Below are 22,596 nucleotides of genomic sequence, written 5' to 3'. Positions count from 1 at the left end.
TGAGGAGAGGGTATTTTGGCAGCAAAGGGAATAACATATCAAGCTAAGGACGTGCTTTTTAAATCAATGAGTTCCATATATAAAGACAAGGCACTAAACGTATATGGATTAAATTATCCAAAGATAGTTGAAATGATACCATCAGACTTACCAGAGGTTAAGGCGGATGAAAAGCGAGCTGACAGTATATTTTTACTAGAAGATGGATCTATATTATTGCTAGAATATGAAAGTAATAAGAGAGTAGAAGAAAATATGTTTAAGTATCTAGACTATACTGTAAGGATCTTAAGAAGGTATTTTGAAGAAACTAAAGACTTTCCGCGAATTCATATAGCTGTAGTTTATACTGCAGAAGTAAAGGAAGCTAAATCAACAGTTACTTTTGGAGATATCATAATAAACTCACAAAGTGTATTTATGAGTAACTTTGATGGAGATAGTATTTTTGAAGAGGTAAAGAAAAGGATACAAAATAAAGAGAAGCTAACTTCAGAAGATAAAATGAAGATTGTACTGTTGCCTCTTATGAACACTAGTAGGCATAAACAGAATATAATAGAAGAAAGCATAGAGCTAGTTAAATTTATAGATAGCGAAGAAGAACAATTAGCATTAATAGCAGGAATACTTACTGCTACTGACAAGTTTATCGAAAAAAATTATGCTAAGAAAGTGAGGGAATGGTTAACTATGACTAAGGTAGATAAAATTTATCAAGAGGAAAAAGAAAAAGCTATAGAAGAGGCAAAAAAAGAAGTTAGAAGAAAAGAAAAGTTAGAATTAGCAAAAAATTTAATGGATGTACTTTCAGTAGAAATGATAGCAAAGAAAACAGGATTATCAATAGAAGAGGTTGAAAAATTAAGAGAAAGTAAGTAAGGAATGTAACTGAATGGGAATATAATTAAAGTTTTGTGTGGTTAAATATAGAAGTTTAGAAAAAGATGAACTAAAAAAATTATTAGGGAATTCCATGTGAGTTAGATTAATTATCTAGCTCACTTTTTTTAGCGAAGAACTAAAGAACTTTAGATGAAAAAAATAAAGGAACCTTAGAAGTTAAGAAATAAAGAACTTTACTGGCAAGGAACTTTAATGCAAAAGTTCCTTATTTACAATAATAATGTTATTTAATTAATAAGATAATAGGGTTTTTACAATATTATTTCTTAAATTATAGCTTTGTTTGTTGACAAATTTCTATAATCTAGTATAATTTAATCTAAATACTTCATCAATTTATCAGAATAAAGCGATGAAGCGAAGTGATTGGGGGCTAGAATTGTGGCGGTGAAAAATTTCTTACCTGAGGGGTCTAGAGATTTAATCTCAGAGGACTGTTACAAGAAAGAGGAAATCAAGAGGATTCTTGAGAAGAAAATGGAGATTTGGGGCTATGAACAGATAATAACACCTACCTTAGAATATTATGATATCTTTAATTCTCATCCAGAAGGTTTTAAACAGGAAGACATGTATAAGTTCTTTGATAATAAAGGAAAAATTCTTGTCTTAAGACCAGATATGACTATTCCGATAGCAAGAGTTGTTAGTACAAAATTAAAAGAATATGAGAGGCCTATTAGAATAAGATATACCTCAAATATTTATAGAGTCAATGAAGCTTTTGGGGGAAAGGCAAATGAAATAACTCACTGTGGGGTTGAGTTAATAGGAAAAGAAACCCTAGAGGGTGATTTAGAGGTTATATTTCTTGCTATAAACTCACTAAAAGCTTTAGGTCTTAAAGGCTTTAAAATAGAGCTTGGACATATGGGAATAATAACTTCTATATTTAATGAAATAGATATATCTGAAGAGTTAAAAGAGAAAATAGCAGTTTTAATAGAGAAAAAGAGGCTTGGGGAGCTTGAAAATATATTAGAAGAAATAAGCTTAGAGGAATCTAAAAAAGAGTTTCTTAAAAAGCTTCCATGGCTATTTGGAAGTGAAGAGATACTAAAATCAGTTAAAGAGTTAGAGATATATTCACAGGTAAAAGATTCTATAGAATATTTAGAAAATCTTTTAGAGGGAATTAAAAAATTAAACCTAAAAGAATATGTATCTTTAGACATGGGTATGATTCCTAAAATCAATTATTATACGGGCGTAATAATGAGAGGATATGTACAAGGAGTTGGAAAGTACGTGCTCCAAGGCGGACGATATGATAACTTAATCAAATCCTTTGGGGTTGATAATGGGGCAATAGGGTTTGCAATAGACATTGATTCCTTAGGGGATGTTTATGAAATTAAAGAAAAACTTGTAGAGAAAAAACTTTATTTTTCAAGTGAAAAATTTCTAAAAGCATTAGAAAAAGCAGAGGAATTAACCATTAGTGGATATAAGGTGGAATTGATTCCTATAAATGGAGATATAGAAATAGGTGAAAATGAAATAGTGCTTTAGTATGGAGGGGTATCGTGGCAATAAATATAGCTTTAACTAAGGGGAGATTAGAGAAAGAAAGTATCAAAATATTTGATAAGGCAGGGTTTGATGTATCAGCTTTAAAGGATAAAGGGAGAAAACTTATATTTAAGGACAACAAAATGGATTATAACTATTTTTTAGTTAAAAGTGCAGATGCTATAACCTATGTTGAGCATGGTGTAGCTGATATCGGAATAGTTGGGAAAGACACCTTAATAGAAAGTAATTCTAATTATTACGAAATGCTGGATTTAAAAATAGGGGAATGTAAGTTTATAGTAGCATCGCTTCCAGATTCAAAGTTATTTAAATCCTACAGTAATATAAAAATAGGGACAAAGTATCCAAATGTGGCTAAAAAGTATTTTTATGAAAAGGGAATGGATGTTGAAATAATAAAAATTGAAGGTTCTGTGGAGCTGGCGCCTATACTTGGGTTATGTGATGGAATCGTAGATATTATGGAGACTGGAATAACTTTAAAGGAAAATGGACTTATAGTGAAAGATGAAATATGTGACATTAGTGCAAGGGTTATAGTTAATAACACCGCATTTAAGCTAAAAGAAAAAGAAATAAAAGAATTTTTATTTAAGGTTAGCGAGGTAATATAAAAAAAGAGGGGGCTATATATGTTAAGAATTTTTAAATTCAACGAAGAAAGCAGAGATTTGGTAATAAAAGAGCTAAAGGATAGAGAAGGAAAAGAAGACAAAAAAATTCTTAATTCTGTTGAAGAAATAATAAGTAAGGTAAGGGATGAAAAGGATAAGGCACTTAAAGAGTTAACTAAAAGCTTTGATGGGGTAGAGCTAGAGGATTTAAGGGTATCCGATGAAGAAATAGAAGAAGCTTTTAGTTTAGTTGAAGATGATTTTATAGAATCTCTTCAAAAAGCTAAAAAAAACATCTATAAATTTCATGAGATGCAAAAGGGGAATTCATGGATAAATACTGAAGCTAATGGAGTATATATGGGGCAAAGAATTATTCCATTAGATAAGGTGGGAGTTTATGTTCCAGGAGGAACGGCAGCTTATCCATCCTCTGTACTTATGAATACAATTCCTGCGAAAGTTGCAGGAGTAAATAAAATTGTTATGACAACACCACCTTCTAAAAATGGAAAGGTAAATCCATATATTTTAGTTGCTGCTAAAATTGCAGAGGTAGATGAAGTTTATAAAGTTGGGGGAGCTCAAGCTATAGCTGCCTTAGCTTATGGTACTGAAAGTATAGAAAAGGTGGATAAGATAGTAGGACCAGGAAATATTTATGTAGCTACTGCTAAAAAACTTGTTTTTGGTAGTGTTGATATAGATATGATAGCAGGGCCTTCTGAAATCTTAGTTATAAGTGATGAAACTAGTAAAAAGGAATATATAGCAGCAGACTTATTGTCTCAAGCTGAACATGATGTTTTAGCCTCTTCAATATTTTTAACAACATCGGAAGAACTATTAAATGGTGTTTGTGAAGAGATGGAGAAGCAAACTAGGGAGCTTAGTAGAAAAGAGATTATAACAAAATCCATGAGTAAATATGGTATAGGAATACTTTGTGAAAGTATAGAGCAGTGTATAGAACTTTCAAATATAATATCACCAGAGCATTTAGAACTTATGGTAGCTAATCCTATGGAGCTACTTGGAAAAGTTAAAAATGCAGGAAGTGTATTCTTAGGGCAATATACTCCAGAACCAGTTGGGGATTATTTTGGAGGACCTAATCATGTATTACCAACCTCAGGAACAGCAAGATTTTTCTCAGCTTTATCAACAGATAGCTTTATCAAAAAATCTTCATATATATATTATTCAAAGGAAGCCTTTTATGAGGCATCTAAAGACATAATTAATCTAGCTAGTAAGGAGGGGTTAACAGCCCATGCAAATTCTATAAAAGTGAGGTTGAAGTAATATGAAAAAGATAAATTCTTATAAATCAATGGATAGATCAAAACCAATAAGGCTTAATTCTAATGAAATATCTACTAATATGTATAGGGATTCCATATTCTCAATGACTTCAATATTATCAACTATTCAGTTCAACAGATACCCAGAGGATAATCCTTTAGCTTTAAAGAAAGCTTATGGGAAGTATGCAGGGGTAAGTGAAAAGAACATAATAGTTGGTAATGGTTCTGACGAGATGATTAATCTTATGATTACTTCAGCTATATCAAAGGGGAAAAAACTACTAACCTTAGATCCGGATTTTTCTATGTTTGAGTTTTACACTTCCCTACAAGACGGAAAGCTTATAAAAGTAGACATTAATAAAAATGGGAAAGTAGATATAGGCAAGCTTATTAGAAAAGGTAAAGCTGAAGAAGTAAGTTTGATTATAGTATCTAATCCTAATAATCCTTCTGGAATAGTTTTATCTAATGAAGACATAATTAGAGTGTGTGAGGCTTTTGATGATATCCCTATAGTAATTGATGAAGCTTATTATGAGTTTTATGGAGAGACTATGATTGGTTATATAAATAAATATAAGAATTTGATTATTACTAGAACCTTATCTAAAGCATGGGGGTTATCTTCTTTAAGAGTTGGATTTTTAATAGCCTGCGAAGAAAAAGTAAATGAACTTATAAAATATAAGGCTCCATACAATGTTAATAGTATTTCTCAGGCTTTAGCTGTAATAGCTTTAGGTTACGTTGAGCTAGTTAGGCAAAATACTGCAACAGTTATCGAAGAAAGAGAAAATCTTATAGAAGAGCTAAAGAGAATAGAAAAAGAAAGTTGTATGGATATAGTTTTTTATCCTTCTAAGGCAAACTTTATCTTTGGAAGAACTTCTTATAAGGAAGCTCTTATAAATGGACTTAAAAATAAGAACATATTAATAAGAGATTTTGAAGATGATGATAGCTTTAGAATTACTATTGGAACTTATCAAGAAAACAAAAAGCTAGTGGAAGCCTTGGAAAGCATATTAATTTATCAAGGAGATTACGGATATGAAGTTGAGAGCATCTAATAAAGAAAGAAAAACCAAGGAAACGGAAATTAAAATTGAACTAAATTTAGATGGAAAAGGAAATGCAGAAATTAATACTGGAGTAGGTTTTTTTGATCATATGTTAACTCTACTTGCTTTTCATAGCTCTTTTGATTTAAAAGTTGAAGCTAAAGGGGATTTATATGTAGATGATCACCATTTAGTTGAGGATACAGGAATCTTACTTGGGCAGGCAATAAAGGAAGCTTTAGGAGATAAAAAGGGGATAAAAAGATATGGAACCTTTTTTCTACCTATGGATGAAGCTTTAGCTATGGTGTCTTTAGATATATCAGGAAGAGGATTTCTACATTTTGAAGGTGAGTTTAATAGAGAAAGTATAGGGAATTTCTCAACTGAAATGGTTAAGGAGTTTTTTAGGGCTTTAGCTATGAATGGGGAAATAACCTTACATGGAAGAATTCTTTATGGGGAGAATGACCATCACAAGATTGAAGGTTTATTTAAAGCCTTAGGAAGAGCACTAAAAGAAGCAGTAACTATTGATGAAGATAACAAAGATAAGATTCCATCATCAAAGGGGACTCTCTAGGAGGAAGTTGTATGATAAGTATTATAGATTATGGCATGGGTAATCTTAAAAGTGTAGAAAATGCTTTTAAGTTTTTAGGAATAGAGGCAGTTATTACAAGAGATGAAAAAGAAATAAAAAATTCTAAAGGAATACTTCTTCCTGGAGTAGGGGCATTTCCAGATGCTATGAAGAATTTAAAAGAATATAATCTTGATAGCATAATTAAAGAGGAAGTAAAGAATGGAAAACCGCTGCTAGGGGTATGTCTTGGTATGCAGCTTCTTTTTTCTAAAAGTTATGAAGGTGAAGAGTGTGAGGGGTTAGACCTAATTACAGGAAGTGTTAAAAAGCTTCAAGGAGATATAAAAATACCTCATATAGGATGGAATTCTTTAGAGTTTAATAGGGAAGATAAACTTATAGATGAATTAAAAGAGGAGAGCTATGTGTATTTTGTTCACTCCTTTTTTGCTACAGATATGAAGGAAGAAGATTTACTTGCCTATAGTATTTATGGAGATAATAAAATACCTGCCTTAGTTAATAGAGGCAATGTATATGGAGCACAATTTCACCCAGAAAAAAGTGGAGATGTGGGGCTTAAGATTCTAGAAAATTTTTGGGGGATGATTAAATGATAATATTACCTGCAATAGATATAAGAGGGGGCAAAGCTGTTAGATTATATCAAGGAGACTACACAAAGGAAGAAGTGGTAGCTAAGGATATATACGAGCAAGCAAAAGAGTTTCAGAAACTTGGGGCTACTCACCTTCATTTAGTGGATTTAGATGGTGCTAAACAAGGAGCAGGAATTAATGAAGAAATAATATTAAAGCTTGCAAAAACTGTTGATATGTCCATTGAAGTTGGTGGAGGAATAAGAACTCTAGATAGAATTGACAAGCTATTAGGAAATGGAATAGATAAGGTTATATTGGGTACAGCTGCTATGGAGCAAGAGGATTTAGTGAAAGCTGCATTAGCTAAATATGCAGAGCGTATTATTGTAGGTGTAGACGCTAGAAATGGTAAGGTGTGTGGAAATGGATGGCTTAGCGAAAGTGATTTAGATTATATTGATTTCACTAAGAAAATGGCTGACCTTGGAGTAGACAATGTAATAGTTACTGATATAAGTAGAGATGGAACCCTTCAAGGGGCTAATATTGAGATGTTAAAAACTCTTAGCGAAAAGGTTGATATAAAAATAACTGCTTCTGGCGGGGTAAAAGATATTGAGGATATTAAGAAACTTAAAGAATCAGGAATATATGCAGCAATAACAGGCAAAGCCATTTATTCAGGAGAACTTTCATTAAAGGAAGCTTTAGAGGTAGGTGGAGAATATGCATACTAAAAGAATAATACCTTGTTTAGATGTAGCTGAAGGTAAGGTTGTTAAAGGTATAAACTTTAAAAGTTTAGTAAATGTAGGAGATCCTGTAGAGCTTGCAGATTATTATAGCAAGGAAGGGGCAGATGAATTAGTTTTCCTAGATATTAAAGCTACCCATGAAGGTAGAGGAATCATGGAAGACATGGTAAGAAGAACTGCTGAAAAAGTATTTATTCCTTTTACTGTAGGTGGGGGACTCGGTTCTTTAGAGGATATAAAGAGAATATTAAGAGCTGGAGCAGATAAGGTATCTCTTAACTCAGCAGCAGTAAAGAATAAGGAACTTATAAAAGAAGGAGCCTATTACTTTGGTTCTCAATGTATAGTTTTAGCTGTAGATGCAAAAAGAAGAGAAACTAAAGATGGTTGGAACGTTTATGTTCATGGAGGCAGAATAGATACAGGTATTGATGTTCTTAAATGGATAGAAGAAGGTGTTAAACTTGGAGCAGGTGAAATTCTCTTAACTTCTATGGATAGAGACGGGACTAAAGAAGGATTTGACAATGAGCTTTTATCCAGGGTTAATGATATAGTTAATGTCCCAGTAATAGCGTCTGGAGGCTGTGGGAGCCTAGAACACTTCTATGATACCTTTAATGAAGGAAAGGCTGATGCGGCCTTAGCAGCTTCTTTATTTCACTATGGTGAACTTACGATAAATGAAGTTAAGGATTATTTAAGAGGAAGAGATATACCAATAAGGAAATAGAGGTTAGAGATATGTTTGATATTGAAAATTTAGATTTTAATAAAGGAAATTCTTTAATACCAGCTATAGTTCAGGACTTTAACACAAAAGAAGTTTTAATGCTTGCTTATATGAACAAAGAAAGTTTAAAAAGAACTATAGAAGAAGGTACTACATGGTTTTACTCTAGAAGCAGAAATGAATATTGGAATAAAGGGGCAACCTCTGGTAACATGCAATACGTTAAAGAAATGTATTATGATTGTGATGGCGATACAATACTTATTTTAGTAGAACCAAAGGGGCCAGCTTGTCACACAGGTAAGGTAAGCTGCTTTTTCAATAAAATTGAGAGGTAATTAATTATGGAGAATGTAATAGAGAATTTATATAAAATAATTTTAAGTAGAAAAGAAGAGGGAGAAGAAGGGTCTTATACCAAATATCTTTTTGATAAAGGACTAGATAAAATATTAAAAAAGGTAGGGGAAGAAGCTACAGAAGTTATTATAGCAGCTAAGGGAGATAATAAAGAAGAACAGGTAGCTGAAATATGTGATTTAACTTATCATCTTTTAGTTTTAATGGCGGAGCTTAATATACCTATAGAAGAGGTTAGCGAGGAACTTAACAAAAGAGCTAAAAAGATAGGAAATTTAAAAGAAGAGAGAAAAGAGATAGAAAAATTATAAGGCTAAAGTAGAACTGATAATGAATCTGTTCTACTTTAGCCTTTAAGCTTTATGAACTTGAGGTAGATGTTGTTTTTTGAATATTATCATTTTATTTATAACAAAACCTAAAGAACCCGTTATGATTGAAGAAAGTACGGCTGCAAAATTTGCACATAAATTAAGTTGCAGTTTAAGTGGGTTCATATCATTTATTAATACTAATAACTTTGCATCGAATATTCCAAGAACAAATAGCAAAGAAACATACCTAAAATATGATTTGTTGGAAGCTTCTGCTTTAAAAGTGAACTTTCTATTTAAAAAGTAACCAGAGGTTGAATAAACAAGTATAGATATAAATTTAAAGAAATAATTTATGTTCCCTGAATATAAACCAGTTAAATGCCATAAGATGTTTAATACTATAACATCTATAATGATATTAGATGTACCTATTAAAGCGTAACACGCTAATTGAAGAAACGTTTTTATTTTAGATAAACTTTTAAGCAAAATGTGTACCTCCACAATTTTTCTATTTTATTAATTCATAAGGCCATTCACTAATACCTTCATATAAATGATATATGTTTTCATATTCAAATTCTTTCATAGTGTCTATAGCTAAATGACTTCTTCTACCTGTTCTACAATAAACTAAAACTGGATCTTTTCTATTTGGAGAGAAATCTTCTAAGTCATATTCTAGTTCCTCATAAGCTATGTTTACAGCACCAGATACATGTCCCTCTTTAAATTCTGAATAGCTTCTAACATCCAAAATTTTAAGATTAGGATTTGATTCTATAAGTTTTTTTGTTTGGGTATATGTTAAGTTAGTTATCTTGCTTTCCATTATAATTCTCCTTCTTTATACAAACACAAAGATATTCTATCATAATAAATTAAGTTTGTACTGAAATTATTATAAATTTAAGAATTATTCTGTAGAAGATTCCAAAGGGGGCTCAGCAAGTTTATTTAATGTTTATGAGTGGTATAATTAGAAATATACAGAAATGTTGGAGGGATTTATAATTGTCTGAAAATATTAAAGAATTTAAGCTTTTAAATAGTGAGCAAAAGCAAGTTGTAGAGAATCTAGAAGATAATATAGCCCTTCTTGCTCCAGCAGGTACAGGGAAAACAAATACCTTAGCTTTAAGGGTAGCAAATATAATTCATAATAATAAATGTAAACCAGAGGAGATTTTATGTCTAACCTTCACTAATAAAGCAGCTAAAGAGATGAAGGATAGAATAAGCAAGCTTATAGATAATGACTTAGGGGATAGGATAGAGGTATTTACCTTTCATTCCTTTTGTTTCAATTTATTAAAAAGTAGAGGAAGGAATCTACAGGAAATTTCCTTGGATTTTATAGTTTATGATGAAGAGGATTGTAAGGATATAATAAAAGAAATTCTTCCTAAAGAATTTAAATATGGAGAAAAAGAAATATATGCTTTCATAAATCTTATCAAAGGATTGAAGGATTTTAATGAAAGTTATGAAGATACTCTAAACAGAGTAATTAATACCTCAGAGAAGGATGGCATAACAGAACTTCATAAGATAGCATCATCAGGAAGATATTTTGATTATGAGCTTTTTAACTTCTACAAGGAACATGCAATAAAGCTATTAAGAAAATATGATAAAAAGTTATTAGAATACCATGGAATGGACTTTAATGATTTAATAATAAATACAATAAATTTATTTCAAGAGGAAGACTTCTATGAAACTTTAAATTTAAGCTATAAATACATTCATATAGATGAGGTACAAGACACTAATTTAAGAGAATATGGGGTACTACAAAAACTTTTTAAAAGTAATAAGATAATGCTTTGTGGAGATACTCTTCAAACAATATACAGATGGAGAGGAGCCACTGGAGGAGCTATATTTAGAAAGTTTATGAAAGAAGAAAAAGCTGTACTTATAAAGCTTAGGACTAATTATAGAAGCACTGAAAACTTGCTTTTAGGGGCAGCCTCTTTTGTTAAAAACGTACTTCCAAATCCTCAAGGATATGGATATGATTTAATCGCTAACAGCGAGAATAAAGGAGAAAATATAAAGATAACTTCCTATGAAACACTTCAAAAAGAAGCTTTAGGGATTTATGAAAAGATACTTTCATTAGGCAATATTAATTGCTCTAAAGTAGCCATACTCACAAGAAATAATTATCAAAACCAAGAGTTATCAAATATCTTTAGAAAGATAAAAGAGAATATGCCAAAGGAAAAACAGTTAGAGTTTATGCTTGTAGATGAATTTAAATTCTTTAAAAGAAGTGAGATAAAAGATTTATTAGCTGTTTTTAAGTTTTTAGTTAATAGCTATGATAACAGTTCTTTAAAAAGAATTGTAAAGAAGTTTGGGAAAGGTATAGGAAATATAACCATAGAAAGTCTTGAGAAAGGTGAAGAATTAAATATAGGAATAAGATTTATGGACTTAGTTCAAGAGGAAACCTTTAATTATGGGGAACCTTTTAGACTGCTAAATGATAGTATTAACAGCGGAAATGTAGTAGTCATGGATGTTGAAAGCACTGGAATAGATACCTCAAATGATGAAATTATTCAAATAGCAGCTATTAAAATCAATCTTTTGGGTGCAGTTGCTGAAAGTTTTGAGAGGTTTTTAATACCTAAAAAGGAACTTGGCTCTTCAGAAAAGGTTCATGGTTTTTCTAAAGAGTTTTTATTAGAAAATGGAGTAGAAAGTATTAGGGGCTTAGAGGAATTTGTTGATTTTTCAAAAGGATGTGTAATAGTTGGTCATAATATTAACTATGATCTTACAATAATGAAATCACAGATAGCTAGAGAGCGTGCAAGGAAACTAGATATTAATGGAGTTTTCGATACTCTTGATATAGCTAGAAGATTTTATCCAGAATTTGAAAATCATAAATTAGAGACTTTAAGTAAAAAGTTTAGGGTTGAAAATCCATCTACTCATAATGCTATGGATGATATTTTGGCAACAAAAGATATATTAATGGAGATGGTTAGACAAAAGATAATCCCTACTTCTTATGATAGAGCCAATTTCTACTCACCTTATCTTAATAAGTTTAAGGGTATTAAAGATAATATAAATACTTTGAAGAAACTATCAGAAAAGCTTTCTCCAGAAGATATTTTAGAAGAAGTTATTAATATGTTTAACGTATATGAACTGTATGACAAGGTAAAGATTGAAAATATAAAAGAGCTATATGAAATAGTTAAGAATTTTTCAAGTGATTTAAAAGGTAATATTAATGATAAACTAACTGAGATATTGAAGATAACAGCCCTATCTAATTCAGAACTGGATACACTTATAGAAAAGTTTCCAAAGATACCTATACTAACAATTCATGGAGCTAAAGGGCTTGAGTTTGATTATGTTTTTATGCCGTATTTAACAGAAGGAAGTTTCCCATCCTTTAGAGCTATTAAAGAAGATAAATTACTTGAAGAAAAAAGTGTCTTTTATGTAGGATTAACTCGTGCTAAAAAAGAACTTTTCCTTAGTTATCACAAGTTAAATGGAAGTAAAATAAGAAATAGAAGTCAGTTTATAGATAATATAGATTCAAACTTTATAGAACAGATAAATTAAAAGGCACTCAAAGAGTGCCTTTTATATCTTCATTATTCTATTTTCAAAATGTACTTCTTTAAGACCTATTGAATCTACAAATTCATGTGCTATTTTAAAGTTAATGCCTATTGCAGTTTTCCCGTGGGCATCAGAGCCTAGGGTAACATACTTTCCGCCTAATTCTTTATACCTAGTGTATATTTTGTGAAGGGAAGCATATCTTTTTTTATCAGCAATAGTTCTAGTATTAAGTTCTAATATCTTACCTTTATTAAGAAGTTCAATAAATATTCTATCTATATACTCTTTATAGACTTCTAAATGGATTTCTTTATCTTCATAAGGTGCATATCTGCAAGGATAATCTATATGTCCTAATGCATCAAAACAATCAAAGTCTTTAACATCCTTTTCCATTGTCTCGAAGTATTTTAGATATAAAGCGTGTTTATCTGAACCAACTTTAAAAAAGTCCAAAGACATATCGTGTCCATCAATGCTGTGAACTGACCCTATAACAAAGTCAAAGTTATTAGAATTTACAACTCTAGTATATTCTTGTAAAAAGTCTGAATTCATACCTATCTCTATACCAAGACCTAAAGTTGCAGAGCGATAAGATTCATAGGTTTTAAAATAATTTTGAACATCTAATCTAAACATATCTGGATCAGGAAAATCTAAATCAAGGTGTTCTGTAAGTACGATACCAAGATTTTGTTTTTTACTTTCCTCAAGAACTTCTTCGATTTTCATAGTAGAATCACTAGAAAAAATAGTATGCATATGATTATCAAAAATCATCTTTATCCTCCTAAATTTTAAAGATATAAGTTATACCTAGATTATATCATAAAACTCAATGAGATTATATGAGGAAAATCCCCTTAAAAAGAGCATAAGAGCCTTGAGAGGGGACTCAAAACTCTTATTATAATAGGGAAGAATAAATCTTCTACTTCATTATACATAAATTACCTTATTAAAAAATTACAAATAGCTTAAAAGTTATTAAAAAATACTTAAGAATATATTAAGTTCGTAAGGATTTGTGGTATTATTAGTTTCAAGAAAGAAATTATCAGTAAGAAAGGTTGCTAAAGAATATGTTATTATTTAAAATTGATGGAGTTAGTTTTTATAAAGAGGATTTTCAAGATGATTTTCATGAATATCAAGATATTATTCCTATAATAGAGGAGTTTCAAGATGCATTAAACATAGAAAAAATAACTTGTGCAGATTTAAACGACTGTTGTGAGCAAACAAAAGAGAATTATTTTGCTCAGATACAAGGATTTATTAATGAAGAAGATGAATTTTTACTTATAGATGAAGTTGAAGAAGGAAAAGAGCATTTAGACTTATTTGTTATAAGAATATATAAATGTATGAGCTGTAATAAATGGATGATTGACATCTTGGAGTAATTTAAATGGGGGGATGTTAGTGAAGGATAAATTTTTAAAACTTTTAGAAAAACTAGTAGTATACTGTAAAAGAAATATTAAGATTATAATACCTATTATTTTAATCATTTCCTTAGCTGTAGGTTATGGAATAGGGTATGTAAGAAGTACAAAAAGGTATTTTTTTAATAACCTGACAAAGGCAGTAAACAAAGAGGACACAAAAAGATTATCTAAACTTATCTCTTATAAAGGAGATAAAAACGATCTTATACCGTTAGTTGAATATTTAAGAATTGATAATAATAAAAATAGTTTTCTACAATCTATTAAAAACAATGAAAAATATAATAACTTTACTTTAATTCAAGACAAGGGACTTTTATTTAATAAATATAAATTAGAAGTAAAGCCAGTAGAAATACATATTGGGGTTAATTATCCATCGGAAATTTACATAAACGATTTAGAGTCTGGTAAAGTCGATGCAAATAACAAGCTTAGTATAACTAAAGCTATTCCAGGTTTATATAAAATAGAAGGAAAAGCTGTAAATGAATATGGTGAAGTTAAGGCAGATAAGGAAGTTTCAATTTTTAAAGATATAGAGGTATCCTTAGAACTTAAAGGTAACTCCTTAACTATAAATTCTCCTTATTCTAATGGAAAAGTTTATATAAATGGTGAAGATATAGATAAAAAGGTAAGTGATATTAAAGATTTCAGCTTTTTTTCTTCCGATGAAAAAAACAAGGTATCTTTTGATTACGATTTTCCATGGGGAACTATAAAAAGTGAAGAAGTTTCTATAGGTAAGTATCCAGAGGTAGCTCCTAAAATTAATATAGTAAATGATAAACTTAAAGAAGATATAAACAGCACTATAAAAAGTTTTTATGATAGCGTATTAGCCTCTCTAAATAAGGAAGATATGAACCTTATTAAAGAAGTACCAGAGGATTTAAGATTTTCAATTTACTCTGATTTAACTAAAAAGTATTTTCTTCTTAAAAATACCTACACATTAAAAGACCTAGAAATAAATATGGAAGAAGATTCTTTTAAAAACGTTGAAGGAAATAAATATACAGGTAAAGCCTTAGTTAAATTAAGTTATTCAACTTCAAAAAATATTGCAGGTTTAGTTTTTGGAGAAAATAAAGAAGAGAAGTCTTTTATAACCTTCTGTGAGTATATTGATGGAAAATGGAAGATTGTTTCATTAAACAAAAATTAATTAATATAAAAAATAAAACATTATATAAATAGTAGTAAGAAATATTTTTGGAGATGTAAATATGAAAAAATCCTTAGGAATTTTAAGTGTTTTCTTTATCTTAATAATATCCTTACTACTATTTTTTATATTAAGTTATAGGGAGAGACCGAGCAATATTAACAAGGAGTTATGGGATTGGGGAAAAAAGGTCACTAAGAGTTTAAATAATTCTATTGAAGATTTAGCTAAAACTAATATAAGTGATGATAGCGTTTTTTTAAATAATTCAAATAAAGCTAAATTCTTTTTAATAAAAGATGAACAAAAATTTAGGAAACTGATTTTTAGGCAAGGAAAAGACTTAGTAGATGAGGGGAAAGTGGTTACTAGTGAAGAAAAAACACTTTATAAGGCGGTAATAGATTATTACATACAAATGGAGAAGGTTGATGAACTCATAAATGAACATGATGGGGTTGCATTAAAGAATTTGGCTGAAGAAAATAAGGACAACTCAACAGGGGAAGCTAAAAAAACAGAAATAATAAATGAACTTGTGGTATTAAATAATTACAATAAAGCCGTAAAAAATATATATGGATATGATGAAGAAAGTAAAATTAACAAAATAATAAAAAAGTTAAAAGCTTTTAAAAGTTAATAATACATGACATGAAAAAATTCTATAATGATAAAAATTAACCATTCTAATGTGAATATTTTCAAAATAATCTTAAATATAATTAAAAATTCAGTTATATTGTTAAAAATAATTGATTTTACTGTTATAATGTTGAAAGAAGATATTTTATGGGGGTATGGAATGGTAAAGAAAAGTATAATAGTTATTATGAGTATCTTTTTTTCATTGACTTTATTTCCTGTAAAGGAAGTTAAAGCCGAAAATTCAGATCAGATTAAAAATCAGATTGAAAATAATCAAGATAAGATAGATGGACTAAATAATCAAAAAAATAAACTTAATCAAGAAAAGAAAAGTAATGAAAGTGAACTAGATAAGCTTCAAGAAACAATTGATGAAAAAAATAAAGAGCTTTTATCATCACAACAAAATGTTTCTAAATATCAAAAAGAAATAGATGCCCTGCAAGCAGATATAAATTCTGTACAAGCTGAGCTAGATTCTTTAGAGAAAGATATAAAAGACAAAGAACAAGAGATTATTAAAAAAGAAAAAGATAGGGAAGAAAAAGAAGAGTTATTAGGAAAAAGATTAAGAAGCATATATAAGACTAGTTATGAAGAAGAACTTATAGTTATGCTATTAAACAGTCGAAGTTTTGGAGATTTTATTTCTAAAATGTCAATGGTATCAAGAGTTATAAAAACAGATAAGGGTATGATAGAAGAAGTAAAAAAAGCTAAAAAGGAAGTTGAAGAAGGAAAAGCTTCTTTAGAAAAAAAGGTTTCTTACTTAAATACTGAAAAAAATCAGATAGCACTTATGCAGGAGGATGTAAAAGCCTCACAAAAAAGTTACATAGAAGAGCAAAACAAAATTAATGCTCAAGTTAGCTCTTTAAAAACTTTAGAGTCACAAAAACAAGGGGTTATAAACAATATAGCTTCTAAAGAGCAACAGTTACAGGGTGAAATAGAGGATTTAAATTCTTATAATAAAGATTTACAAAATCAATTAGATCAAATATTTAAGGATATAAACAATAATAACAACAATTCGAATAATGGTGGACAATCTAATAATTCAGGTTCAGAAAGTTTTATAAGACCTTCTACAGGAAGAGTTACCAGTGTATACGGAGCAAGAGTAAATCCCGTTACAGGAGTAAATGGATTTCATACAGGAATAGATTTAGGAGCACCAATGGGGGCACCTATAAAAGCATCAAAAAGCGGTAAAGTTGTTACTGCATCATACATATCAGGATATGGAAACACAGTTATATTAGATCATGGAAGTGGAATTCAAACACTATACGCTCATTCAAGTTCTTTGGCTGTATCTGTTGGACAAACAGTTAGTCAAGGACAGGTAATAGCTTATGTAGGTTCTACAGGTAATAGTACAGGACCACATTTACACTTTGAAATTAGAGTTAATGGACAACATCAAAATCCAACCAATTATCTTAGTTTTTAATAAGGTATCTCTTTAAAATAGTAAAATATATATAAATTTATTAAAAAGTTATTTATTACATAGAATTATATTATATAATCTATTACATAAGTAAAAAATAATGTTAAATTATATAGAATAGATTTTTAAGGAGGAAAAAATGATAGGAATAGAAAAGCCATCTTTATTAAAAAATACACCAGAGTATGAAGATGCTGGAGATAATGTTGTTGTACTTTCTGCAAAGGAAAGAGAAGAACTTGGATATGATAGAGGTTGTTGTGCTAACGGCAATCCTTGCTGTAAGGATAAAAAATAACCTATAAATATTATAAAGAAAAGAATAAATAAGTACCTTACATAAATGTAAGGTTAAAAAGGGAAATGTAAGCCTAAGTTATGGCTGTACATTTCTTTTTTTATTACAATTAATGTATAGTCAAATCAATTAATTGGAGGAAGTTTTATGAAATTATTAGAGGTAAATAATTTAAAAAAGATATACACAACTAGATTTGGAGGTAACCAAGTTCAGGCTCTTAGCAATGTAACATTCTCTGTAGAAGAAGGTGAATATGTTGCTATAATGGGTGAATCTGGTTCTGGAAAAACTACTTTACTTAATATACTTGCATCCTTAGATAAACCTACTAGTGGAGAGATTTTACTTCAAGGTAAAAACGTAGTTTCTATTAAAGAAAGTGAAATAGTTGCATTTCGTAGGGAAAATTTAGGGTTCGTATTTCAAGACTTTAACTTACTTGATACCTTTTCTTTAAAGGATAATATATTTCTACCACTTGTTTTATCAAGAAAGTCTTATGATGAAATGGAGAAAAGATTAACTCCAATTGCTGGGAAATTAGGCATAAAGGATATATTAAATAAATTCCCATATGAAGTATCTGGTGGACAAAAACAAAGAGCTGCAGTTGCTAGAGCTTTAATTACAAATCCGCAGCTTATTTTAGCAGATGAACCAACAGGGGCTCTTGATTCTAAGGCTACAGATCATCTTTTGAAGTTATTTTCTGACATTAATAAAGAAGGGCAAACAATACTTATGGTTACCCATAGTACAAAAGCTGCAAGTCATGCTGGAAGAGTTCTTTTTATTAAGGATGGGGAGGTATTTCATCAGCTTTATAAAGGTTCAATGTCTAATGAGGAGATGTTTGAAAAAATTTCAAATACCCTTACAGTCATTGCAACTGGAGGTGTGGTGAATGAATAAACTCTTTTATCCAAAACTTGCAGCTATAAATATAAAAAAGAACAGTAAAACCTACTTACCGTTTATAATAACCTGCATATGCACTATTGCTATGTTTTATATAATGCATGCACTTTCAATGAATGAGGGTATAGAAAAAGGACCTGGAGCTTCTGCAGTAAAAAGCACCCTTCAATTTGGAACTATAGTAATAGGGATATTTTCAGCAATATTTCTTTTCTACACAAACAGTTTTCTAATCAAAAGGCGTAAAAAAGAGATTGGATTATATAATGTCTTAGGTCTAGAGAAAAAGCATATCTCTAAAATATTGTTTTTTGAGTTTATCTATACCTTACTTTTCAGCCTAATATTTGGACTGATTTCAGGTATTATATTAAATAAACTTATGTTTTTAGCATTACTAAAGATTCTAAATTTTAAGGTAGCTTTTGGATTCCAATTATCAGTACAATCTATTTTATTTACGTTGACCGTTTTTGTAGGAATCTTTGTAGCTAATTTGTTATTTAACTTGATTCAAATAAAAATTTTGAAACCTATAGAATTATTAAGAGGTAATGAGATTGGAGAAAAAGAACCTAAGACAAAATGGTTTATGGCGTTAGTAGGGTTAATAGCTCTTATTAGTGCATATGTAATTGCATTAACTATTAAATCTCCAGTTGCAGCTTTAGGAAGTTTCTTTATAGCCGTTATATTAGTTATGATAGGAACTTATGCACTTTTTACAACTGGAAGTATAGCGGTGTTAAAAATACTTAGAAAAAATAAAAGATTTTACTATAAGACAACTAATTTTATTTCTGTTTCAGGTATGATGTATAGAATGAAACAAAATGCAGTTGGTCTTGCGAACATTTGTATTTTAAGCACTTGTGTACTTGTGATGATATCAACAACTGTTTCTCTTTATTTAGGAGTAGATGATGCTATAAAAAATAGGTATCCTAGAGAGATAATGATAAGCAGTAACAAGATTACAGAGGATCAGGCTAAAAATATAAATGAACTAATAGATACTGAATTAAAAAATACTAATATAAATTTAGATAAAAGATTTAATTATTGGAATAACGAATTTAATACTGAAAAAAATAACGAAAACTTTCAAGTTGTAGATAAATCTGGTTTTTCAAATGATTTACATGGTATAAATCTTATTTCTATTTCTGATTACAACAGAATAACAGGTGAAAACATAAGCCTTAAAGATGATGAAGCAGTTTTTTATTCAAATGTAGATGGTTTTGATAAAAACAGTATTACTATAGAAAATAAGGTTTTTAAAATCAAAAAAGCATTAGATAAACCTATAGAGGAATTTGAAAGTGACGGAGATGACTTAGGCAACAATTATTTTCTGTTCGTAAATAATATAGATTTGCCAAATGTAAAAGGTAATAAATTTTATGATCTTGAAATGGATGTTAATGGTTCAGAAAAAGATTTAGTTACACTAACTAATAAAATTAGAGAGGCCTTTAATAAAAATGGAATTGATATTTTTGTTGATAGTGCAGCTGGAGCTAAAGAGGAGTTCTTTTCATTTTATGGAGGTATGTTGTTTATAGGTGTATTTTTAGGAGCATTATTTTTAATGGCAACAGTACTTATCATTTATTATAAACAAGTTTCAGAAGGATATGATGATAAAGAACGTTTTGATATAATGCAAAAAGTAGGAATGAGCAAAGCTGAGATTAAGAAAACAATTAGTAGACAAATACTTATGGTATTTTTTCTACCCCTCATTACAGCAATAATACATGTTGGTTTTGCATTCCCAATGATAACTAAGATTCTTAAAGTGTTAAACATTACAAATGTTAATTTATTTATGTGGCTTACATTAGCAACAATACTCGTCTTTGTTATAATTTATGGAATAGTATTTAGTTTAACTGCAAGAGCTTACTACAAAATTGTTGAATAAATAAGTTATTTAAGGGTGTAAAATAGTTTTTGAAAAGCTATTTTATGCCCTTATAATTTTAATGAAATAAGATGTTATAATATTAGGACAATAGGACATTAGGTTATCCTAATATTAGGATATTATAATATTGGGACAACTTTAAAACCTTAAGAATAATATACAATTATAGAATTAAAAAAGGATTTTAAATAAATGAAATTAGATTATAGTAATAAGGCAGCTCCTTTATACCATCAAATTAAAGAGTTTTTACTAAATAAAATTAAAAATAATAAATACAAGGTTGGAGACAAACTTCCCTCCGAGTTAGTATTAACAGAAGCCTTTAAGGTAAGTAGAGTAACAGTAAGAAAAGCGTTTGATGAACTTTTAAAAGAGGGATATATAAAAAAACAAAGAGGAAAAGGAGCTATTGTTATTCAAAATGAAATTAAAACTCCATCCTCAAAAATAGGTGATTACTTAGAAACACTTAATTTAGATCCTTGGGATAGACGTAAAATGATTGGCATTGAAGTGATTAAATCAAGCAGTAAGATATCAGACATGATGAACTTGGAGCGGGGACAAGAAGTAAAGCGGATTGGAATTACAATCTATTCTGTTCAAACGCCTGTATCATACTCTGAAACATATTTATTAAATGAGATAAAAATACCTAATGATTATAAGGAATTTGCAGGCGAATTACATGATATACTAGAGAATTATAATGATATTATAATATCAAAAATTATAGATTATATTAAGATTGTAAAAGTTAATAAAACAATAAGTGATATATTGAAAGTTGAGGAAAATAGCCAAATAATTAAGAAAACAAGAACTTCCTATGATGATAAAGGGCGGGTATTTGAGTATACTGTTTCTTTTACAAGATGTGATAGATGGGAACTAACAGTAGAGGTATTACCACAATTAAAGAGTTAATGAGATTTATTTTGTAATGAAGGGGCGAAATAATTATAGGTCGAGATTGGGCCATATGGGGTCAAAGAAGATTGAAGGTTTATGCTTTAATAAATTTGGTATATAATATTAATATAAATGAATTTCTTGTAGGAGGTATTGTATATGGAAAATAAGGACATTAATTTATATGATATTTTCATGAATTATACTTATAATGATATTATGAAATTATTTGACAAATCAAAAACAAAAGAAGAACAAGATTTTTATGCAAATTTAGGTAATATGATATTACAGAGAGAACAGATTAAGGTTATAGGTAAATAGTATGAAGAATTATACTATTTTTGCTGGAGTAAATGGATCTGGAAAAACCTCTATATATAACTCAATCTACTATAATGAAAATAAATATGAAAAAAGAAGCTTAGCATCAATAAACCCACTTATTAATGCTAAGCTTTATAATCTTTATTTATTCAACAACCTCATCAACTAATGAAATAGTTTCTAAATCTTTTGGTACAAAAACATTTCCTCTAAAGAAGTAATTAGCCTCAGCAGAGTAAAATTCTTTTTTATTAGCCAAATTATCATCTTCTGTATGTATTAGAATTAGGTTTTTAACTCCTAACTTTTCAGAGATTTCAGCTGCATCTTTTACTGTAGAATGATGTTTTTCATGTGGTGAGTAGATATCTTTTTGTTCATAAAGACAAAAAGCTTCATGAATTAAATAGTCAGCATCATTACAATAATCGAATAAATCATCTTTATAACCTTCGTCACCTAAAAAGACAACTTTTTTATTGTCTAAAGTCTTAAAAGTAAAACCAAATTGTTTTAGTTTTGAGCTGTTAATATTAAAGAAAGTTACATTAAAATCTAAAATATCTATATTAAACTTATCAGTTACCTCAATAAATTTAATTCTATTGTCAAAGAATTTAGTGTTTTTTTCGCTTAAAAGTATAGTACAGAGTTGTTTTGCAGTTTCTAGAACTTCTTTATGTCCATAAACATTTAAGTTTCCTTCATAAACTTCGTTAGAAATTTCACTAGCTATAGCGCGAATAATCCAGCTTATTCCGTTAATATGGTCATTGTGAGAATGGGACAAAAACATATTATGAATTTTGTTTAAGGGTATTCTAGCCTTCTCTAAATTAGTTAATATAAGGTTTCCACCACCTGTATCAACTAAAAAATGCTCATTATTTTCATCTGATATAGTGAAACAAGTATTAAAACATTTCGTAACCATAGCACTACCTGTTCCTAAAAAATTTATTTTACACATAAAACCTCCGATAACCTTAAATAATAAAGTTATCAATAATTATATAACATAAATATAAAATTTACAAAATGTATTATTAATTTTATACACTATAAGGTATAATATATTTGTTGAAAT

The 22,596-nt window shown here is 29.3% G+C and carries 25 protein-coding genes and 1 pseudogene; 22 read left to right on the top strand and 4 right to left on the bottom strand.

Annotation, left to right across the window (positions count from 1 at the left end; genetic code table 11):
* The first annotated feature begins 15 nt into the window (after positions 1 to 15).
* From BUA92_RS06390 to hisE, 11 genes are all read left to right on the top strand, one after another.
* Positions 16 to 882 carry an RpnC/YadD family protein gene (locus tag BUA92_RS06390; RefSeq protein ID WP_083553428.1) on the top strand — a complete coding sequence of 289 codons (867 nt, stop codon included), beginning with the start codon at positions 16 to 18 and terminating at the stop codon, positions 880 to 882.
* A 405-nt stretch (positions 883 to 1,287) separates the two neighbouring features.
* Positions 1,288 to 2,418, top strand: a complete 1,131-nt coding sequence (hisZ, locus tag BUA92_RS06385) for an ATP phosphoribosyltransferase regulatory subunit (RefSeq protein WP_073017872.1) — start codon at positions 1,288 to 1,290, stop codon at positions 2,416 to 2,418.
* Between the two features lie 14 nt (positions 2,419 to 2,432).
* Complete coding sequence (hisG, locus tag BUA92_RS06380) at positions 2,433 to 3,056, top strand: ATP phosphoribosyltransferase (protein ID WP_021802899.1); 624 nt, start codon at positions 2,433 to 2,435, stop codon at positions 3,054 to 3,056.
* 18 nt (positions 3,057 to 3,074) lie between these two features.
* Positions 3,075 to 4,361, top strand: a complete 1,287-nt coding sequence (gene hisD / locus BUA92_RS06375) for a histidinol dehydrogenase (RefSeq protein WP_073017869.1) — start codon at positions 3,075 to 3,077, stop codon at positions 4,359 to 4,361.
* A gap of 1 nt (position 4,362) precedes the next feature.
* Entirely contained in the window at positions 4,363 to 5,436 is a 1,074-nt protein-coding gene (gene hisC, locus BUA92_RS06370; protein ID WP_073017867.1) for a histidinol-phosphate transaminase, read from the top strand.
* Positions 5,417 to 6,010 carry an imidazoleglycerol-phosphate dehydratase HisB gene (hisB, locus tag BUA92_RS06365; protein ID WP_034856208.1) on the top strand — a complete coding sequence of 198 codons (594 nt, stop codon included), beginning with the start codon at positions 5,417 to 5,419 and terminating at the stop codon, positions 6,008 to 6,010. Before hisC ends, hisB begins: the two co-directional genes overlap by 20 nt.
* An 11-nt stretch (positions 6,011 to 6,021) precedes the next feature.
* Complete coding sequence (gene hisH / locus BUA92_RS06360) at positions 6,022 to 6,630, top strand: imidazole glycerol phosphate synthase subunit HisH (RefSeq protein WP_073017864.1); 609 nt, start codon at positions 6,022 to 6,024, stop codon at positions 6,628 to 6,630.
* Entirely contained in the window at positions 6,627 to 7,352 is a 726-nt protein-coding gene (gene hisA / locus BUA92_RS06355) for a 1-(5-phosphoribosyl)-5-[(5-phosphoribosylamino)methylideneamino]imidazole-4-carboxamide isomerase (protein WP_073017862.1), read from the top strand. Before hisH ends, hisA begins: the two co-directional genes overlap by 4 nt.
* Positions 7,342 to 8,103 carry an imidazole glycerol phosphate synthase subunit HisF gene (gene hisF, locus BUA92_RS06350; protein WP_073017859.1) on the top strand — a complete coding sequence of 254 codons (762 nt, stop codon included), beginning with the start codon at positions 7,342 to 7,344 and terminating at the stop codon, positions 8,101 to 8,103. The genes hisA and hisF overlap by 11 nt, the downstream gene beginning before the upstream one ends.
* A gap of 11 nt (positions 8,104 to 8,114) precedes the next feature.
* The gene (hisI, locus tag BUA92_RS06345) at positions 8,115 to 8,441 is read left to right on the top strand and encodes a phosphoribosyl-AMP cyclohydrolase (RefSeq protein ID WP_073017857.1); all 327 of its coding nucleotides are present in this window, start codon (positions 8,115 to 8,117) and stop codon (positions 8,439 to 8,441) included.
* A 6-nt stretch (positions 8,442 to 8,447) separates the two neighbouring features.
* Positions 8,448 to 8,774 (top strand): phosphoribosyl-ATP diphosphatase, encoded by a 327-nt coding sequence (hisE, locus tag BUA92_RS06340; RefSeq protein ID WP_021802893.1) that lies wholly within the window; start codon positions 8,448 to 8,450, stop codon positions 8,772 to 8,774.
* A 42-nt stretch (positions 8,775 to 8,816) separates the two neighbouring features.
* Here hisE and BUA92_RS06335 read toward each other — a convergent pair whose 3' ends face one another.
* Both BUA92_RS06335 and BUA92_RS06330 read right to left on the bottom strand, forming a co-directional pair.
* The gene (locus BUA92_RS06335; protein WP_073017855.1) at positions 8,817 to 9,269 is read right to left on the bottom strand and encodes a GtrA family protein; all 453 of its coding nucleotides are present in this window, start codon (positions 9,267 to 9,269) and stop codon (positions 8,817 to 8,819) included.
* 22 nt (positions 9,270 to 9,291) lie between these two features.
* Positions 9,292 to 9,612 (bottom strand): rhodanese-like domain-containing protein, encoded by a 321-nt coding sequence (locus tag BUA92_RS06330; RefSeq protein WP_073017853.1) that lies wholly within the window; start codon positions 9,610 to 9,612, stop codon positions 9,292 to 9,294.
* Between the two features lie 182 nt (positions 9,613 to 9,794).
* Here BUA92_RS06330 and BUA92_RS06325 point away from each other — a divergent pair, with 182 nt between their 5' ends.
* Positions 9,795 to 12,383 carry a 3'-5' exonuclease gene (locus BUA92_RS06325; RefSeq protein WP_073017851.1) on the top strand — a complete coding sequence of 863 codons (2,589 nt, stop codon included), beginning with the start codon at positions 9,795 to 9,797 and terminating at the stop codon, positions 12,381 to 12,383.
* Positions 12,384 to 12,404: 21 nt separating this feature from the next.
* Here the strand turns inward: BUA92_RS06325 and BUA92_RS06320 are convergent, their stop codons facing one another.
* Positions 12,405 to 13,169: a histidinol-phosphatase HisJ family protein gene (locus tag BUA92_RS06320; protein WP_073017849.1), complete on the bottom strand. Its 765-nt coding sequence runs from the start codon at positions 13,167 to 13,169 to the stop codon at positions 12,405 to 12,407.
* A 302-nt stretch (positions 13,170 to 13,471) separates the two neighbouring features.
* On the opposite strand from BUA92_RS06320, the gene BUA92_RS06315 reads away from it, so the two are divergent.
* From BUA92_RS06315 to BUA92_RS23570, 10 genes and pseudogenes are all read left to right on the top strand, one after another.
* A complete protein-coding gene (locus BUA92_RS06315; protein WP_073017847.1) occupies positions 13,472 to 13,795 on the top strand; it encodes a hypothetical protein in 324 nt (107 codons plus the stop codon).
* A gap of 19 nt (positions 13,796 to 13,814) precedes the next feature.
* Positions 13,815 to 15,011, top strand: a complete 1,197-nt coding sequence (locus BUA92_RS06310; protein ID WP_073017844.1) for a TcaA 3rd/4th domain-containing protein — start codon at positions 13,815 to 13,817, stop codon at positions 15,009 to 15,011.
* 61 nt (positions 15,012 to 15,072) lie between these two features.
* The gene (locus tag BUA92_RS06305; RefSeq protein WP_073017842.1) at positions 15,073 to 15,654 is read left to right on the top strand and encodes a hypothetical protein; all 582 of its coding nucleotides are present in this window, start codon (positions 15,073 to 15,075) and stop codon (positions 15,652 to 15,654) included.
* A 162-nt stretch (positions 15,655 to 15,816) separates the two neighbouring features.
* Positions 15,817 to 17,115 carry a murein hydrolase activator EnvC family protein gene (locus tag BUA92_RS23470; RefSeq protein WP_073017840.1) on the top strand — a complete coding sequence of 433 codons (1,299 nt, stop codon included), beginning with the start codon at positions 15,817 to 15,819 and terminating at the stop codon, positions 17,113 to 17,115.
* A 139-nt stretch (positions 17,116 to 17,254) separates the two neighbouring features.
* Positions 17,255 to 17,413 (top strand): hypothetical protein, encoded by a 159-nt coding sequence (locus tag BUA92_RS23215; protein ID WP_175550865.1) that lies wholly within the window; start codon positions 17,255 to 17,257, stop codon positions 17,411 to 17,413.
* Positions 17,414 to 17,560: 147 nt separating this feature from the next.
* Positions 17,561 to 18,328 (top strand): ABC transporter ATP-binding protein, encoded by a 768-nt coding sequence (locus tag BUA92_RS06295; protein ID WP_073017837.1) that lies wholly within the window; start codon positions 17,561 to 17,563, stop codon positions 18,326 to 18,328.
* Entirely contained in the window at positions 18,321 to 20,264 is a 1,944-nt protein-coding gene (locus BUA92_RS06290; protein ID WP_073017835.1) for an ABC transporter permease, read from the top strand. The genes BUA92_RS06295 and BUA92_RS06290 overlap by 8 nt, the downstream gene beginning before the upstream one ends.
* Positions 20,265 to 20,459: 195 nt before the next feature.
* Positions 20,460 to 21,197: a GntR family transcriptional regulator gene (locus BUA92_RS06285; RefSeq protein WP_073017833.1), complete on the top strand. Its 738-nt coding sequence runs from the start codon at positions 20,460 to 20,462 to the stop codon at positions 21,195 to 21,197.
* A gap of 144 nt (positions 21,198 to 21,341) precedes the next feature.
* Positions 21,342 to 21,506 carry a hypothetical protein gene (locus BUA92_RS22970; RefSeq protein ID WP_139259312.1) on the top strand — a complete coding sequence of 55 codons (165 nt, stop codon included), beginning with the start codon at positions 21,342 to 21,344 and terminating at the stop codon, positions 21,504 to 21,506.
* 1 nt (position 21,507) lies between these two features.
* A pseudogene (locus tag BUA92_RS23570) lies at positions 21,508 to 21,603 on the top strand (ATPase); the annotation flags it as partial.
* Positions 21,604 to 21,654: 51 nt separating this feature from the next.
* Here BUA92_RS23570 and BUA92_RS06280 read toward each other — a convergent pair.
* Complete coding sequence (locus BUA92_RS06280) at positions 21,655 to 22,479, bottom strand: MBL fold metallo-hydrolase (protein ID WP_073017830.1); 825 nt, start codon at positions 22,477 to 22,479, stop codon at positions 21,655 to 21,657.
* Positions 22,480 to 22,596 lie beyond the last annotated feature (117 nt).

Origin of the sequence: Clostridium intestinale DSM 6191 (assembly GCF_900130055.1) — a bacterium.
GTDB classification, from domain to species: Bacteria; Bacillota; Clostridia; order Clostridiales; family Clostridiaceae; genus Clostridium_T; species Clostridium_T intestinale.
This window is presented reverse-complemented; position numbering and strand designations above follow the sequence as displayed.